The 15,185-nt window shown below is 61.5% G+C and carries 14 protein-coding genes; 12 read left to right on the top strand and 2 right to left on the bottom strand.

The features are described from left to right. Positions 1–22 precede the first annotated feature (22 nt). From IC235_RS02005 to IC235_RS01960, 11 genes are all read left to right on the top strand, one after another. On the top strand, positions 23–559 hold the full coding sequence (locus IC235_RS02005) for a GNAT family N-acetyltransferase (RefSeq protein ID WP_191003496.1): 537 nt from the start codon (positions 23–25) through the stop codon (positions 557–559). Next, positions 556–1,230 carry a YiiX family permuted papain-like enzyme gene (locus tag IC235_RS02000; RefSeq protein WP_191003495.1) on the top strand — a complete coding sequence of 225 codons (675 nt, stop codon included), beginning with the start codon at positions 556–558 and terminating at the stop codon, positions 1,228–1,230. Before IC235_RS02005 ends, IC235_RS02000 begins: the two co-directional genes overlap by 4 nt. A gap of 75 nt (positions 1,231–1,305) precedes the next feature. After that, positions 1,306–1,554, top strand: a complete 249-nt coding sequence (locus IC235_RS01995; protein WP_191003494.1) for a DUF6364 family protein — start codon at positions 1,306–1,308, stop codon at positions 1,552–1,554. Then, on the top strand, positions 1,551–1,973 hold the full coding sequence (locus IC235_RS01990; protein WP_191003493.1) for a type II toxin-antitoxin system VapC family toxin: 423 nt from the start codon (positions 1,551–1,553) through the stop codon (positions 1,971–1,973). The genes IC235_RS01995 and IC235_RS01990 overlap by 4 nt, the downstream gene beginning before the upstream one ends. 55 nt (positions 1,974–2,028) lie before the next feature. Beyond that, positions 2,029–4,110, top strand: coding sequence for a VWA domain-containing protein (locus tag IC235_RS01985; RefSeq protein WP_223847032.1), 2,082 nt, complete (start codon positions 2,029–2,031; stop codon positions 4,108–4,110). Between the two features lie 364 nt (positions 4,111–4,474). Next, entirely contained in the window at positions 4,475–5,164 is a 690-nt protein-coding gene (locus IC235_RS01980; protein WP_191003492.1) for an NAD-dependent epimerase/dehydratase family protein, read from the top strand. After that, positions 5,161–6,042 (top strand): MBL fold metallo-hydrolase, encoded by an 882-nt coding sequence (locus IC235_RS22355; protein ID WP_240540690.1) that lies wholly within the window; start codon positions 5,161–5,163, stop codon positions 6,040–6,042. Before IC235_RS01980 ends, IC235_RS22355 begins: the two co-directional genes overlap by 4 nt. Beyond that, entirely contained in the window at positions 6,042–6,347 is a 306-nt protein-coding gene (locus tag IC235_RS22350) for an MBL fold metallo-hydrolase (protein WP_317173514.1), read from the top strand. The genes IC235_RS22355 and IC235_RS22350 overlap by 1 nt, the downstream gene beginning before the upstream one ends. 135 nt (positions 6,348–6,482) lie before the next feature. Continuing rightward, positions 6,483–7,088: a pseudouridine synthase gene (locus tag IC235_RS01970; RefSeq protein ID WP_191003491.1), complete on the top strand. Its 606-nt coding sequence runs from the start codon at positions 6,483–6,485 to the stop codon at positions 7,086–7,088. 227 nt (positions 7,089–7,315) lie between these two features. Continuing rightward, positions 7,316–8,905: a TPM domain-containing protein gene (locus IC235_RS01965; RefSeq protein WP_191003490.1), complete on the top strand. Its 1,590-nt coding sequence runs from the start codon at positions 7,316–7,318 to the stop codon at positions 8,903–8,905. Between the two features lie 80 nt (positions 8,906–8,985). Beyond that, positions 8,986–9,936 carry an alpha/beta hydrolase gene (locus IC235_RS01960; RefSeq protein WP_191003489.1) on the top strand — a complete coding sequence of 317 codons (951 nt, stop codon included), beginning with the start codon at positions 8,986–8,988 and terminating at the stop codon, positions 9,934–9,936. A gap of 117 nt (positions 9,937–10,053) precedes the next feature. On the opposite strand, the gene IC235_RS01955 is transcribed toward IC235_RS01960, so the two are convergent. Both IC235_RS01955 and IC235_RS01950 read right to left on the bottom strand, forming a co-directional pair. Further along, complete coding sequence (locus IC235_RS01955; protein WP_191003488.1) at positions 10,054–10,812, bottom strand: ATP-grasp domain-containing protein; 759 nt, start codon at positions 10,810–10,812, stop codon at positions 10,054–10,056. Between the two features lie 105 nt (positions 10,813–10,917). Further along, complete coding sequence (locus IC235_RS01950) at positions 10,918–11,514, bottom strand: HAD family hydrolase (RefSeq protein ID WP_191003487.1); 597 nt, start codon at positions 11,512–11,514, stop codon at positions 10,918–10,920. Between the two features lie 384 nt (positions 11,515–11,898). On the opposite strand from IC235_RS01950, the gene IC235_RS01945 reads away from it, so the two are divergent. Then, on the top strand, positions 11,899–14,964 hold the full coding sequence (locus tag IC235_RS01945; RefSeq protein ID WP_191003486.1) for a nidogen-like domain-containing protein: 3,066 nt from the start codon (positions 11,899–11,901) through the stop codon (positions 14,962–14,964). Positions 14,965–15,185 lie beyond the last annotated feature (221 nt).

The following is a 15,185-nucleotide window of genomic DNA, read 5'->3' as shown; positions in this document are numbered from 1 at the left end:
TTTTTCAAAGCCGCTGAAGTCGATGCAAATCAAAGAGCTCTATGCCGTTAGTGACGAGCCCCGCTATCAGGATTTCTTTTTACAGGGCCTATTGGCTCATCCCGCCTGTTTCCGTATCAGCCCGGATGAGGCGATGGAACCGTTTCCTACTGCCGGAACCGCCGATAGTTTCACGCTGGCAATGGAGGAAGAAACAACTGGCCAGCTATTAGGAGTGGTCAGTTTCAAACGCGCGGAAGCCAATCGAGCTAAGCTACGCCACCGTGGGTTGCTATTTAGAATGTACGTCGACCAGCAGGCTCAAGGGAAGGGAGTAGGAATTCAACTTATCCGGGCACTTTTGGCCAGGGTACGCGCCTTGGGAGACGTGCGCCAGGTCAACCTGACCGTCATTGCCAGCAACACCCCCGCCCGGCAGTTGTATTTAAAGTTAGGGTTCATTCCCTTTGCCCTTGAGCGGAATGCCGTGGCGCACGAAACGGGCTACTTGGATGAGGAAAGTATGGCGTTGGTATTCACGGAGTCAACCCCAGCCGAATTTTCAACCATCATTCCGTGAACCGCTGGCTCCTCTTCGCCTTACTCTTAACCGGCCTCGGCCTCGCCGCTTACCCGCGCCTGCACCGCCGGCTGGTCCGCTTCCAAAGCCACCGGGCCGCTGAAGCCGCCACCGCCCAAGTCGCGCCCCAGATGCGCGACGGCGACCTGATTTTTCACACCTCGCAATCGGCCCAGAGCCAGGCCATCCAGCTGGCCACGCATTCGGCCTGGAGCCACTGTGGCATCCTGTATCAGCAGGCGGGCCGGTGGCAGGTGTTCGAAGCCGTGCAGCCGGTGAAGCTGACGCCGCTGGCCGATTGGGTGGCGCGGGGCCAGGGCGGCCACTTCGTGACCAAGCGGCTGCGCGACGCGGCCACCGCCCTCACCCCGGCGGCGCTGACGCACCTGAAAGCGGCCGGGCAGCCCCTGCTGGGCCACTCCTATGATTTGTATTTCGGCTGGTCTGATGACCGGATCTACTGCTCCGAGCTCATCTGGAAGGTGTACGAGCGGGGCCTGCACCGCCGCCTCGGGCAATTGCAGCAACTCAGGGATTTTGACCTCAGCCACCCCGTCGTGCAGGCCAAGCTAAAGGAGCGGTACGGCGACCAGCTGCCGCTGAATGAAACCGTTATTTCGCCGGTCAGCATCTTTAACAGTCACGAACTGGTTACCGTGCTCAACCGTTGAACCAACGGCGGCAACCGTCACGGGAGCTGATGGCCTTTCGGATAGCAGCCCGTTGTTTTACTTATCTTTCTTGCCATGTCAACCATCACGCTCACGCTCGACGACGATTTTCTGGCCCAGGCCGAAGCCTACGCGCAGCGCACGGGCACCGATTTATCAGCTTTGGTAACCGATGCCTTGCGACCGATTGTAGAGCAACCAGCCAGCGGCAGTAAGCCCATTCCCCCGGAGTTAGCAGCCTTATATGGTTGCATTAGCCTACCACCTGGCTATAACTACAAGGAGCATCTGGCGGAAGTATTTAATGACCGGGGCGACCAATGAAGCACTATTTTCTGGATACCAACGTAGTGCTGGACTTCCTGGCTCGGCGCGAACCGTTTGCCGAAGCCGCACTAGAGATTTTTCGGGCTGGGCTGGAAAAAAGGGCCACGCTGTACGTGGCAAGCTTGTCCTTCAGCACCGTGTATTACGTGCTGCGCAAGCAGGCGAACCGACAGTTGGCGCGAACGTTAGTGGCCAATCTGGAGCAGTTGGTAACGATAGTGGCCGTCGATGCCGTGGCGGTACAGAAGGCCATTACCGGGTCTTTCCTTGATTTTGAAGATGGCCTTCAACATTGCGCAGCGGCCTCAGTTCCGGCAATCGAAGTCATTGTCACGCGCAATGCCGCCGACTTCAAAACCGGCACACTGCCCGCCCTGACACCCAACCAGGCCTTAGTCCATCTTTCTCAACCTTAATTTGTGAGGCGTGGCCCGGCCCAGGGCTTGACGCTGGCTGTTTACATTTATCCATTTGCTGACCACTCACTATTCCGCCTGGTTCATTCCCCTCTGCCTGCTCGTCGGCGCGGGCTACGCCGCCCTGCAATACTCGGCCCAGGCGCCCTGGAGCCCGCGCCTGAACTATGCCCTGGCCGCCCTGCGTCTCGCGGTGGTCAGCTTTCTGTGCTTCCTGCTGCTGGCGCCGTTCGTTAAAATCACCACCACCCGCACCGAGGCGCCCACCGTGGTGCTCGCGGTCGACAACTCGCAGTCCGTCGAGCTGTTTACACCCAAGCCAGTGCTGAGCCAGGCCACCACCGGCCTAGCCCGACTCGCCGAAACCTTGCGGGCTAAGGGCTTCACCGTCGAAACCCGGACGCTTACGCCTACCCCCGGCCGCCCCGCCCGGCTCGATTCCCTGCGCTTCGCCGCCCCCGCCACCGACCTCGACCAGCTACTGGCCGGGACCCGCGAAGCCTACGACGGGCGCAACCTGGCCGGCGTGGTGCTCGTTTCCGATGGCCTCGTGAACCAGGGCCGCAGCCCCGTGTACTCGGCGTTTAACTTTCCCATCTACGGCGTGGCCGTGGGCGACACCATTCCTAAGAAAGACCTGCGCCTCACCGGCCTCACCTATAACCGCGTGGCCTTTAGCGGCAACCGGTTTCCCATTGAGGCCGAGCTGAGCTTCGTGGGCTTCGCGGGCGGGGCGGCCACCGTGGAGCTGCGCGACGGCAACCGGGTGCTCGACAGCCGCCGCGTGGCCATGCCGGCCGGCCGGCGGCGCGTGCGCACGGCCTTCGAGATAACCGCTCCCGCCCCGGGCAAGCGCCGCTACGAGGTGCGGGTGGTGCCCCAGGCCGGCGAGTTCACCGAGCTGAACAATGCGCGCACAGCCTTCATCGAAATTGTGAAAGGCAAGCTGCGGGTGCTGCTGGCCGGGGCGGCTCCCCACCCCGATTTAAAAGCCCTGCGGGCCGCCATCCTGGCCAACGATAACTTCGACCTTACCCTGGCCCTGCCCGGCGTGGCCCCGCTCAAGGCCCCGGCGGATTTCGACGTGGCCATTCTGCACCAGTTGCCGGCCCAGGGCGGGCTGGGCAACGAAATCCTGGCCCAGGTGAAGGCCCGGCGCACCCCGGCCCTCTACATCATCGGGGCCCAGTCGGATTTGCCGGCTTACAACCGGCTCGGCACGGGCCTCACCATTCAGCCGCGCGGGGCCCAGACCGACGAGGTGACGCCGCTACCCAACCCCGGCTTTGCCCGGTTCGCCACCGACGAGGAATCGGCCCGGCGCTTTGCGGCTTATCCACCCGCGCCGGTACCCTTCGGCGACTTGCGCCTCGGGGCCGGGGCGGAGGCGGCTTTGTGGCAGCAGGTGGGCCGGGTGCCCACCCAGAAGCCCCTGCTCGTCTTTGGCGGCCCGCCCGACGCCCGCCAGGCCACCTTGCTGACCGATGGCAGCTGGCAGTGGCGCCTGAGCGAAGCAGTGGAGCACGACGACCGGCCCGAGGCTTACGACCGCCTCATCATCCGCACGCTCCAGCTGCTCACCCAGAATGCCAACAAAAAGCGCCTCGACGTGTACCCCACCCAAGATGCCTTCGGTACCCAGGACGACGTGACCCTCGGCGCCGAAACCTACAACGCCGTCTTCGAGCGCCTCTACAACCAGAAAATCGACCTCACCCTTACCGACGCGCAACAGCAGGTTCGCCGCTTCAGCTTTGCCAACCCCGAAGATGGCTCGCCCCTGCACCTGGGGCCCCTGCCGGCGGGCCTCTACCGCTACCAGGCCCGCGCCACCCTCGGCGGGCAGGCCCAGCAGGACGTCGGCGAGCTGGTGGTGCAGGCGCAGCCGCTGGAAGCCCTGGAATCGCGGGCCGACCACAACCTGCTGGCCCAGTTGGCGCGGCGGAGCGGCTCGCGACTTTACTACCCGACGCAGTTCGATAAGCTGGCGCAGGATATTCTGCAGGCCAACTATAAGCCGGTAATTTCCGCCGAGGAAGACTTGAAGGACTTAATCAACCTGAAGTGGATTTTCTTCGTGATTCTGGCCTTTTTGACGGTGGAATGGGCCGTGCGGAAGTATTCCGGCAGCGTGTAGCAGAGCGCGGGAGCTTTGGGCAGCGCCAGGTTCTCATTCTGAAACATGGGTTTCATCCGGGTGTTTGAGGGCCTGACTTTGGGCTGGGCCCAACTCCCATCCAGGAATGCGTAAGCGGGTAGAGAAGTAAGCCCCGGCTCTTGCCACTGTTGGTGCTGGTATTATGTACTGGACGCAAAATGATTCACTTATGAAATAATATATTCATTATCATCATAATAATGACGGTATTGCGGCACCATGCAGGCCTCATCTTTCAATAACCCGATGCTGGTCGGAGCTGGTACGATGGGCAAACCTTGGCCTCGGATAAAGTAGCCGGGCCCGCTCTGCGTCCTCCCTCCTACTTTCTTTATGCAGCAAGATGAAAATTAAAGCGATTATTACCGGGGCCACCGGCATGCTGGGCGAGGGCGTCCTGCTCGAATGTCTCCGCGACGCCGACGTTGAGTCCGTGCTCCTACTCAGCCGGCAGCCCAGTGGCTACGCCCATCCCAAGCTGCGGGAGCTGCTGCACGCCGACTTCCAGCACTTGCAGGCCGTCGAGTCCCAACTGGCGGGCTACAACGCCTGCTTTTACTGCGCGGGCGTTTCCGCGGTGGGTCGGAGCCCGGCCGAGTATGAGCGCATTACCTTCGACACCACCCTGGCAGTGGCCCAAACGCTCCTGCGGCTAAACCCCGACCTGGCCTTTATTTACGTGACCGGGGCCGGCACCGACAGCTCCGAGCAAGGCCGCAGCCATTGGGCCCGCACCAAAGGCCGAACCGAAAACGCCTTATTGCGACTGCCTTTCCGGCAAGCGTACATGTTCCGGCCGGGCTTCGTGCGCGCCACTCCCGGCCAACGCAACGTGTTGAAGCTGTACAAGTACGTAAGCTGGCTGTATCCCCTATTCCGGCGGCTGGGCTCCAACTACGTCTCCACCATGGCGGAGTTGGGCCAGGCCATGCTGAACGCCGTGCGCGGGGGCTACCCCAAACGGGTACTGGAAGTGCCCGACATCGTGACACTGGCCCGGGCCCAAACAGCCGCCCATTCAACTCCTTCATGAGCCCGGCCCTAAAAACGTTCCTTATGACCACCGGCGGCCTCATCGGCACCCTACTCGTGGCGGCGGTAGCTTTCACCAGCCTCAGCCCGCAGCTGGGCGGCACGCCCACCAAGGCCGAGCGGCAGGCGTACGCGCAATCGGGCCACTACCAGGACGGCAAATTTGTGAATCTGGTGCCCACGGCGGTTTCTACCGGCGGCAGCTTTGGGTCGATGCTGTGGAAGTTTCTCTTTCGCAAAGACCCTCAGGCCACCCCACCCGGCCCGCTGCCCATGCAGCCGCTCGACTCGCTCAGCATCGCCCAAAAAACGCCGCAGCTGGTGCGCGTGACCTGGTTTGGCCACTCGGCCAGCCTAGTGGAGCTGGCCGGGCAGAACATTCTGCTCGACCCCATGCTGAGCATCGAAATGGGCCCCGTGAGCTGGGCCACGCCCAACCGCTACAACCGCCGCCTGCCCATCAGCTCCGAAAAGCTGCCTCCCATTGCTGCCGTGCTCATTTCGCACGACCACTACGACCACCTCGACTACCAAACCATCCGGACCATTAAGGGCAAGGTGGCGCGTTTCTACGTGCCGCTGGGCATCGGGCCGCACCTGCGCGCCTGGGGCGTGGCTCCCGAGCGCATCACCGAAATGAACTGGGGCGATAGTGCCCGCCTGCCCGGCCTCACGCTGCGGTGTACACCCAGCCGCCACTTTTCAGGCCGCGGCCTCACCAACCGCAACTCTACGCTGTGGTGCTCCTGGGTAATGCAGACGCCCACCAAGCGCTTGTTTTACAGCGGCGATGGCGGCTACGGGCCCCACTTCGCCGCGATTGGAGCCAGCTACGGCCCCTTCGACCTCGTGGTAGGCCGGGCGGGCAACGGGCAGTAGTGGGGATTGGAGCCAGCTACGGCCCCTTCGACCTGGCCCTGATGGAGTGCGGCCAGTACGACCCGCAATGGGCCCAAATCCACATGCGGCCCGAACAAAGCGTGCAAGCGGCCCGCGACCTGCGCGCCGCCTTGATGCTGCCCGTGCACTGGGCCGCCTTCACCGAAGCCAACCACGCCTGGTACGACCCCATCAACCGCGCCACCGCCGAAGCCGCGCGGCGGGGGCAGCCCATCACCACTCCGCGCCTGGGCCAGCCCGTAACGTTGGGGGCAGCGATACCCAGTTCGCGGTGGTGGGAGTAGGCCCCCGGACCGCGAACTTTGCAGCTCGCGGCTCAGAATGACACCCAAACATCTTAGCTGAACCGCGAGCTATAACGACACTGGGGTGCCAACTACGCAGCCCGCGCTACCACGCGCCGCCTCTCCGTTTCTTTCATGCGCTACCTCCTGCTGAACAAGCCCTACGAAGTCCTCACCCAGTTCACCGATGAGCATGGCCGCGCCACACTCAAGGATTTCGTGCCCGTGCCAAATGTGTACCCGGTTGGCCGGCTCGATTACGACAGCGAGGGCCTGCTCCTGCTCACCGACGACAAGCAGCTCCAGCACTCCCTCAGTGACCCGCGCTTCAAAGTACCGAAAACGTACTGGGCGCAGGTGGAGGGCCTGATTTCTGAAGTCGCGCTGCAACGGCTGCGGCAAGGGGTGCCGATTAAGGAAGGCCTCACTACCCCCGGCGAAGCCGCCGAAATACCCGAGCCGGCTCATCTTTGGCCGCGCACGCCGGGTATCCGCTACCGGGCCAGCATTCCCACCAGTTGGCTGGAGATTCAGATCTCGCAGGGCATGAACCGCCAGGTGCGCAAGATGTGCGCGGCCGTCGGCCTCCCCTGCCTGCGCCTGGTGCGCGCCGCCCTCGCCGGCCTTTCCCTGGGCGAGCTGCCGCCCGGCGAGTGGCGCGACCTCACCCCCAGCGAGGTCGCCTCATTGCGTTCGGCTCCCGCCACCCCCACCCGCCCACCCCTCCGCCGCTTCCGCTAAAGCGCTGGTTGCGCACGCCGCAATACTGCGTGTTGGCTTCGATGCTTCATGATTTGGGTTCGGTGTTGCCAATGAATCTGCCTACTCTGCCAACACCAGTATAATGGAACCGCTGACGGAATTCCAGCAACTGTTCCAATAGCCCAACCGCGGAAGGAAAGCCCGGGCGGTGCCATCCAGGTATTTTTCCTATCTTCGCTTGACATAGTGCTATATTCTCTCAACTCATGGCCTGGCGATACCTGCATTCATTCCTGCTATCGGCTTGCCTGCTGCTCACGGCCTGTGGCTCCTCGCAAACCCCGCCGGCCGCCGACTACCTGACCTATATTCCGGACCCCAAAACACTGGGCGAAGCCTACGTCAGCGACCCCGATAGCATCCTGGCCCCGAACACGGTGGCCGACCTGAACGCCACCCTGCAAGCCCTCGACCAGTCCGGACGGGCCCACCTGGATGTGGTGCTGGTTAAGAGCATTGGCGAGGCTGTGCCCAAGACGGCGGCCTACGAGCTATTCAACCGCTGGAAAATCGGGGCTAAGGAGAAAGACAATGGCTTGCTGATGCTGCTGGTGCTGGACCAGCACCGCATGGAGTTCGAGACCGGCTACGGCCTGGAAGCGGATTTGCCCGACATCATTTGCTACCGCATTCAGCAGCGCTACATGGTCCCGCTGGCCCGTGCCAACCGCTACGACGAAGCCGTGCGCCAGGGCGTAGCCGCCATCATCCAGCACCTGGCCAACCCCTCGCTCAGCGATGCTTCCCAACCGACCAACAGCGCTACCGATGCCCAGGATGCCGGGGCGGCTCCGAAGCCACCCGAGGCCCAGACTGCCGCGCCGGACCCAGAGCCCTCTGGCAGCGAAACCCAGCCTCAGGCGCAGGAAGAAGGGGCGGTGACTGGCCCGGATTTAGAGTCCACGCCGACTGAAATACCGCCGGAATCACGCCCCGAGATTAGTCCGCTCGGCTGCGTAGGAATCGGGGGGGCAGGTCTGGCAGGATTTTTACTATACATTGTTCTGTGGCAGTTCACGACGGAGGCGGGCAAATGGCCCCGCAAGTTGTTAGGGCTGAGCCTGCTCCTACCAGTGGGGGTTGTGATCGTGACTTTTATCGCAGGCGTCGCCACCCTCTGGCTCCTCTCCGGGGTGCTGTACGGGCTGCCGTTGTTTTATCTCCACGGCTATCTAGGAGTAGTCAACTACCGGGCACGTACCATCTATGCCCAGCAGGGACGCCACCCCCAGTACGAGTACCTGAATAAGGCGCACTATAAACTGGGTTTCAGCGCCTACGTGTTTCCGCTGCTGCTGGCCTTCTACTGGCCCTGGCACCGCCGCCGCCTGGGCCGCTTGCGCGACACGCCTTATAACTGCCCCGGCTGTAGCAGCCCGATGCACCGGCTCGACGAGCATGCCGATGATGAGCACCTGGAGCCGGGGCAGGTGGCCGAAGAAAGGATTTTGTCGGTTGACTACGACGTGTGGCGGTGCGACCGGTGCGCACGGCAACTCGTGTTCGGCTACCGTAATCTGGCCACCGAGGCCTTGCCTTGCCCGGCGTGCCAGCACCAGACCGACCTCCTGAAACAGCGAAAAACTGCTCATCGGGCCACCACTTCGGCCCCCGGCTGGGGCTGGGAACACTACCAGTGCGCGTTTTGCGGCCATCAGCATGAAACGAAGTTTATCATTCCCCAACTATCCGAATCCTCCAGCAGCTCCTCCTCTTCCGGCAGCTCCAGCTCCTCTTCCAGCTCCTCGAGCAGCGGGGGCTCGTCGGGCGGGGGCGGCGCCGGCAGCAGTTGGTAGCTAGGAATTAAAAAATAAAAATGAAGAATTAAAAAATGGACCAGCCGATTTTTAATTCTTTTCCCAAAACTGCTCTTAAGATGAAAAAACGCTTCCCCCGGCGCCAGTTGCTCTTGCTCCTGGGTGTGGGTTTCGCCGCCCTGAACGCCGTAGCTTTCTTCCACGCCTGGCGCTTCACCCACTTCGCCAACGAGGCCGGGGCCCACTCCCCTAACCCCGAGCAGCTCAGCCCAGCCCAGAAATGCTGGGTGCTGCTCACGGGCATCCGTAACCCTAAACCCCGCAGTGGCCCTAAACCTAGCTTCCCGGTCGAAACCGTGACCATCGCCAGCCCCAACGGCGCGCTGGAAGCCTGGTACGCTCGCCCCGACAGTGGCCGCGCCCGTGGCACCGTGGCCCTGTTCCACGGCTACACCAGCAGCAAGTCGCACCTCACCCACGAGGCCGGCTACTTCCGCCGCCTGGGTTACAACGTATTGCTCGTCGACCAAGCCGGCAACGGTAATTCGGCTGGTTTCCGCACCACCGCGGGCTACCGCGAGGCCGACGATGTGGCCGCCGCCGTGCACTGGCTGCAAGGTTCAATCAAACCCCAAACCCTCATTCTCTACGGCGTGAGCATGGGCGCGGTGGCCATCCTGCGGGCCGAAGCTGAGCTGGGCGTCCGCCCCAGCGCCAACATCCTGGAATGCCCCTACGGAAATCTGCGCCAAACGGCCTCCAACCGCTTTGCCTCCATGCACGTTCCCGGTTTTCCGCTGGCTGATTTGCTGGTATTCTGGGGCGGCGTGCAAAACGGGTTCTGGGCCTTCGGCCTCAACGCCGAGCACTACGCCACCCAAATCCACACCCCCACCCTCCTGCTCTGGGGCACCACCGACCCGCGCGTAACCCGCGCCGAAACCGACGCCATCTTCGCGAACCTCGCCGGCCCGAAAGCCCGGCACGACTTCCCCGGCGTGGGCCACGAGCCGTACTGGAAGCGCTATCCGGCAGACTGGGAGCAGCAGCTGCGGGCGTTTTTAGAGTAGTTCTCAAGCCCGTGTACCGTTTTTTAGAAATTAAAAATGAAGAATTAAAAATGGACCAACACATTTTTAATTCTTCATTTTTAATTTTTAATTCTTTCCTCCTATGCGAAAACTGCTCTAAGTCGCTGATTTTATTTCGGCCAAATAGTTTATCGCGGTTTCGTACAGTTCGGCTACATCCCACTCTTTCGTGTCCGAAACCTGTCCGTCGCCGACCTCAATAATAATTGGCTGGCCGGCCCGGGTATAGGCTACGTCTACCGTATAAAAGCAGCGGCTTTGCAGGGCAGTCAGCGCCGGGACCAACGCGGCGGGGAAGGGCTGGCGGGCAGTCCCAAAAGCTCGGTTATGCACCGCGAAGAAGCGCTGCTCTGGCTGGTCGGATAATTTGATAAGCTCGCGTGCAAAGAGGTAATCGTCGGGGTCAATAGCGTGCTTTTTAACCAACTGCTCCAGTTCGACCAAAGAATGAACGTAGGAGTCGGCCCCGAAGGACTTGCTCGCTCCTTTAATGAAACACCCACGGCGTACCAGCTCCAGCATCCCGCCGCGCTCCTCACTGGGCACGAAGTAGCTTTTCGGGGTGAAACCGGCAATGGCCTCGTACCAGCCGTCGGCCCGGTGCGAGGCCAGGTACATCGCCACGGGCACCAGCAGGGGCGTCAGCCGCTCCAGCTTCTGGTATTCGGCCGGGGTCAGCATCCAGCCGCGGTACAGGCTGGGGTAGTTGGGGTTGGGTGACTGATATAGCTTTTCCTGCTCGGAGTCGAATAAGCCGACCGTGTGGCCGAAGCGCTGGGCCGTTTCCATTTCTTCCTGCCACATTGGATCGACCAGCCGCTGGTAAGGCAGGCTGGGGAATATCAGGTTAAGCATCTACCGAAGGTCATCAGGGGTGAGATGCAAAATACGCTAACTTCTTTTCGACCCGAAGACGGAGAATCCCGGAGCGTTTTACGCTAGCAATCATTCCGCACGAACTCAAGGGGCTGGATCAGGGTTTGGCAGGAATTGTTGCCGCCACGGCCGCTTTTCGATGCTTCGGGTGTTCTCCACCGCTTTCAGCGTATCCAGATACGCCGCAAGCATGCTCAATTCCTGGTCGTTCGGATTACCTAGAAAGGGCTCCGGATAAATGGCATTTCCGTAGCAGTTTCGAACCTTAGCCGGCGTATCGTCCACTATTAATACCCTGTTCAGGTTAAAGCCCAGTCGCTTTACTTTCTTCAGTAGCTTAGCATACTCATAATGACTTGAATAGTCGCAATGGTAGTAGCCCAACTCATCCGCGCGGGCCGTGCTTATGGGCGTGCAGCGTGAGCGGCCCCATACAAAAGCCAGTTTTATTTCCTCCGAGAAAATCCTTTTTACCACTTCGGCTACGTAGTCGTCACTAGCCGAGGACCAGACTGCCAGTTGAAACTTCTCGGCGCAGGCCGCGATGAACGCATCCAAACCGGGGCGCTTATACACGTAGTAGTGGTACAGCTGGAACGCGAAATTATCGCCCAGCTTGCTCGCCGTGGCATGGAGCAGGGTTTCGTCAAGATCAAGAATCAGCAGGATTTTAGAGTTCATCGCGTTCAAGCTCATCTTGCTCAAAGTAAATAGGTACTGCTAAGAAGGGTAGTTGGTCAGCCCCACGGCTTGATGGGCAAGTAGGATAACTTCATCGCGGTTGGTTAACGGATGGCCGACGAGTACCGCGCGGGCAAAGTCCAGCCCAGCCAGGTGCGTGGCGGCCTGACTCCAGCAGGTGACCGGGGTCTTCGGCCCTGAACGGGTCGATGAGGGACGCGGTGGAGAAGCAAAAAGTAAAGAGCCGCTCGACAGGGTAGGGAAGCAAAGCCGTCTTTGGCATAATTCCGCTTCCCTGCTTTAATAAATCTGCTGTAACTGTCGAATTACCCTGCTTAGAGTCATATATTTGTCTGGTATTTCAACCTCCTCTCGCGGCTCTTCATGCAAACACTTCTCTCTCCATTATATCGTATCTTACTGGTGCTAGTACTACTGATGGCTACTTGGCACTCCCCAGCAAGAGCCCAGCAGCCGGCTCACAATTGGAGTCCCACCGATACGGACCCCGGCTACCAAGCTCGTAAAGACGAGCAGGCCCGGCGCTGGGCCGCGGGCCATCCCTCGCAGCGCTACGCTCCTGGGCGTACCCCACTGGCCCGCCCGGCCTGTTTCGAACCTTTCGATACCACGGCCAGCGGAGGCTGGTCTCGCTTGAGACGTGATGATGACAACTCTTCGGGCTCGATACCGCTAGGCTTCAACTTCTCTTTGTTCGGCACTATTTACAACCGGGTATACATTAACACGAACGGTAATATCACGTTCGACCGGCCGCTGGATGCTTACACCCCGGCGGGCTTCCCCATTAACACGCCCATGATCGCGGCCTTTTGGGCTGACGTGGATACGCGCGGCCCGGATGACCGAGGTACCGGTAGCGGCTCGGTCTGGTACAAAGTGTTTCCCGATCGGCTGGTGGTGGTCTGGAACCGAGTGGGATACTTTAGCAGGAGGATTGATCGGAAAAACACTTTCCAGCTTGTCATCAAGGCCAATACCGCCCCGGGCTTCACCGGCAACGACGTGCTTATTTCTTATGACGACATGCAGTGGACCTCGGGCGATACCGGAGGGTCCGGAGGCTTCGGAAGGGATCTGGCTACCGTGGGAGCCAACCGGGGTAATGGCGTAGACTACATTCAGACGGGCCGGTTCAACATTAATAACGATCAAGCCCCCAACAGCCCTACCGTAGGTGCTCCCGGTGGGGTCGACTGGCTGGATGGCAAGTGCCTGGGCTACGAGGTCGGTCCCCGCGACAATATTCCACCCGCCGTGGCTGGTTTGCCGGCGGGCAACATCATTACCGTCAATCAAGGCGAGACGCGCACGCTGTCGCTGCAGTTTTCCGGGCCGGAAGTAACGCAGACCGTTAACGTCACTTCCGAACTCAACGGGTTGTGCTCCGCCGCGGAATTTACCACCGAAAACAACAGCTCAAACCCCAACCTGCTGTTTTTCGTGACGGGCAGTGACTGTAACATTGGGACGACCGACGTCACCTTTACCGCTGTCGACAATGGTACCCCCACGGGCGTCTCGGTCTTTACGCTACGGGTGGTCGTGAACCCACCCCTCCCGGACGGGCAGTGGACGGGGGCCGTGAGCACCGACTACACCAATCCGGCCAACTGGAACAACAACACCGTGCCCGGGCGCACCGACAACGTAACCATTCCCGGCGGCGTGGTGAACTTCCCGGTACTCAACGTCCCGGCCGCGGCCAACAGCTTTACGGTGGCCGACGGCGCTTCGATGACCGTAGCTGCGGGCGGGGCACTCAGCCTCAGCGGCAACCTGACCAACAACGGCATCGTGAGCGGCGCCGGCACGCTGCTCGCCACGGGCACCACCACGCAGCAATTCGGCGGCAGCAAAGACATCAGCATCGCTAATCTCACGGTGGGGCCCGCGGGGCTCCAGCTCAACCGCCCGCTGATGGTCGCCCAAGTGCTGTTGCTGAACGGCAGCCTGGTTTCCAACGGCAACCTGACCCTGCGCTCGGACGAGAATGGCACGGCTATGGTCGTCAATAACGGGGCCGCCGTCGTCGTAGGCAGCGCCACGGTACAGCGCTACCTGGACCCCAGCCTGAACGCGGGGCTGGGCTACCGGCAGTTCGCGGCTCCGGTCAGTAACACCACGTTGGCCGATCTGGCGACGCCCAACTTCTCGCCTCGGGTAAACTCCAACTATAACACGGCCGCTAACCCCGGCTCGGTCACGCCCTTCCCCAACGTCTTCTTCTACAACCAGGGCCTGGTCGCGACGACCGGCAACGGAGCCAATGCTGATTTCGATAAGGGCTGGGTGTCACCCGCCAGCACCAGCGAGCCGATGGTACCCGGCAAAGGGTACACGGTAAATTTGAGCGGCGGCCAGGTCCTGGACTTCGTCGGTACGCTCGGCAACGGCAGCGTGGTTCAGTCGGCCCTGCTCCGGGGCTCCCAGGATCAGGCTGGCTGGCACCTGCTCGGCAACCCCTACCCGGCTCCTATCGACTGGACGCAGGCTTTCCTGGGTAGCTCGGGCCTGGCCAACGCCGTACACGTGTTCAAGTCGAGCGGGCAGTACAGCGGTACGTACGCCAGCTTCGTGAATGGGATAGGCACTAACGGGGGCACGAGCATTATTCCGGTGGCGCAGGGCTTCCTCGTGCGGACCAGTGCTCCCGGCATTACCGGCAGCCTGAACCTGACCAACGCGGCCCGCCTGACCACCTACACCAACGCCGCGCTTCAGCGCACCGCCGAAACGCGGCCACTGCTGCGGCTGGACCTGCAAGCGGCCAACGGCAGTACCGAACAGGCGGCCATCTACTTCCAGTCGGGAGCCACCGCCGCCTTCGACCAAGCCTTCGATGCCTTCCGCATTGGCAACAGCAGCTCGGTGCAGCTCGGCACGCTGGCGGGCGCGGAGGAACTAGCCATCAATGGCCTACCGGCTCTGGGCACCAGCGAGGTAACCGTGCCCCTGGTGGTGCGCGTGGCCCGGGCTGGCGCTTACAGCTTGCGCGCCACCGACCTGCTCAACCTGCCCAGCGGCTGGACGGTGACCCTGCGCGACGCCCTGACCGGCCGCACGGTTGATTTGCAACGAAACCCCGTCTACACCTGCACCCTGGAGCCCTCGCAGGCGCCGACGCGCTTCTCGGTGCAGTTCAGCCCAGGCCGCGTGCTGGCCAACGCCTCGCCTCAACTGAGCGCGCAGGTGAGCGTGTATCCCAACCCGGCGCGCGAGCAAGTCTGGTTGAGCCTGCCCGCGCTCAAACAGCCCGTCGAGGTGCTCGTGCTCAATGCGCTGGGCCAACAAGTGCAGCGCCACCAAGTGCCCGCCGGGCGCAGCTCGGTGGCCGCCCTGCCCCTGGCGGGCTTGGCTAAAGGCGTCTACACGCTGCGCATCAGCCTGTCGGAAGGAGTCGTAACGAAACGGCTCGTGGTGGAATAGGCTTTTTCTTCCTTGCATTAAAAAAGCAGCAGGTTCCTCGGGAACCTGCTGCTTTTTTAGTTTGGGAATATCAATATCAACCAATGCTTTTCAGCAGACCGACCTACCCAGCTATTCGCTTCGTTCACCTGACGGGTATCGTTGTGGTCGCTCCGGCTAATGACGACGCTGGTTTGCTTCATGGCATTATGGCGCCGGCTCTACCCTTTTATCTCTTGGCT

Source organism: Hymenobacter montanus (assembly GCF_014699115.1).
Lineage (GTDB): Bacteria > Bacteroidota > Bacteroidia > Cytophagales > Hymenobacteraceae > Hymenobacter > Hymenobacter montanus.
The sequence above is the reverse complement of the archived record's forward strand: the minus strand, read 5'-3'. Positions and strand labels throughout refer to the sequence as shown.

What these genes read in the sequence shown, in the direction of transcription:
- IC235_RS01965 (WP_191003490.1), top strand. Translation starts at nt 7,316, where the DNA reads ATGGCCTGGCGATACCTGCATTCATTCCTGCTATCGGCTTGCCTGCTG.
- IC235_RS01960 (WP_191003489.1), top strand. Translation starts at nt 8,986, where the DNA reads ATGAAAAAACGCTTCCCCCGGCGCCAGTTGCTCTTGCTCCTGGGTGTG.
- IC235_RS01955 (WP_191003488.1), bottom strand. Translation starts at nt 10,812, where the DNA reads ATGCTTAACCTGATATTCCCCAGCCTGCCTTACCAGCGGCTGGTCGAT.
- IC235_RS01990 (WP_191003493.1), top strand. Translation starts at nt 1,551, where the DNA reads ATGAAGCACTATTTTCTGGATACCAACGTAGTGCTGGACTTCCTGGCT.
- IC235_RS01945 (WP_191003486.1), top strand. Translation starts at nt 11,899, where the DNA reads ATGCAAACACTTCTCTCTCCATTATATCGTATCTTACTGGTGCTAGTA.
- IC235_RS22355 (WP_240540690.1), top strand. Translation starts at nt 5,161, where the DNA reads ATGAGCCCGGCCCTAAAAACGTTCCTTATGACCACCGGCGGCCTCATC.
- IC235_RS01995 (WP_191003494.1), top strand. Translation starts at nt 1,306, where the DNA reads ATGTCAACCATCACGCTCACGCTCGACGACGATTTTCTGGCCCAGGCC.
- IC235_RS02005 (WP_191003496.1), top strand. Translation starts at nt 23, where the DNA reads ATGCAAATCAAAGAGCTCTATGCCGTTAGTGACGAGCCCCGCTATCAG.
- IC235_RS01970 (WP_191003491.1), top strand. Translation starts at nt 6,483, where the DNA reads ATGCGCTACCTCCTGCTGAACAAGCCCTACGAAGTCCTCACCCAGTTC.
- IC235_RS01950 (WP_191003487.1), bottom strand. Translation starts at nt 11,514, where the DNA reads ATGAACTCTAAAATCCTGCTGATTCTTGATCTTGACGAAACCCTGCTC.
- IC235_RS01980 (WP_191003492.1), top strand. Translation starts at nt 4,475, where the DNA reads ATGAAAATTAAAGCGATTATTACCGGGGCCACCGGCATGCTGGGCGAG.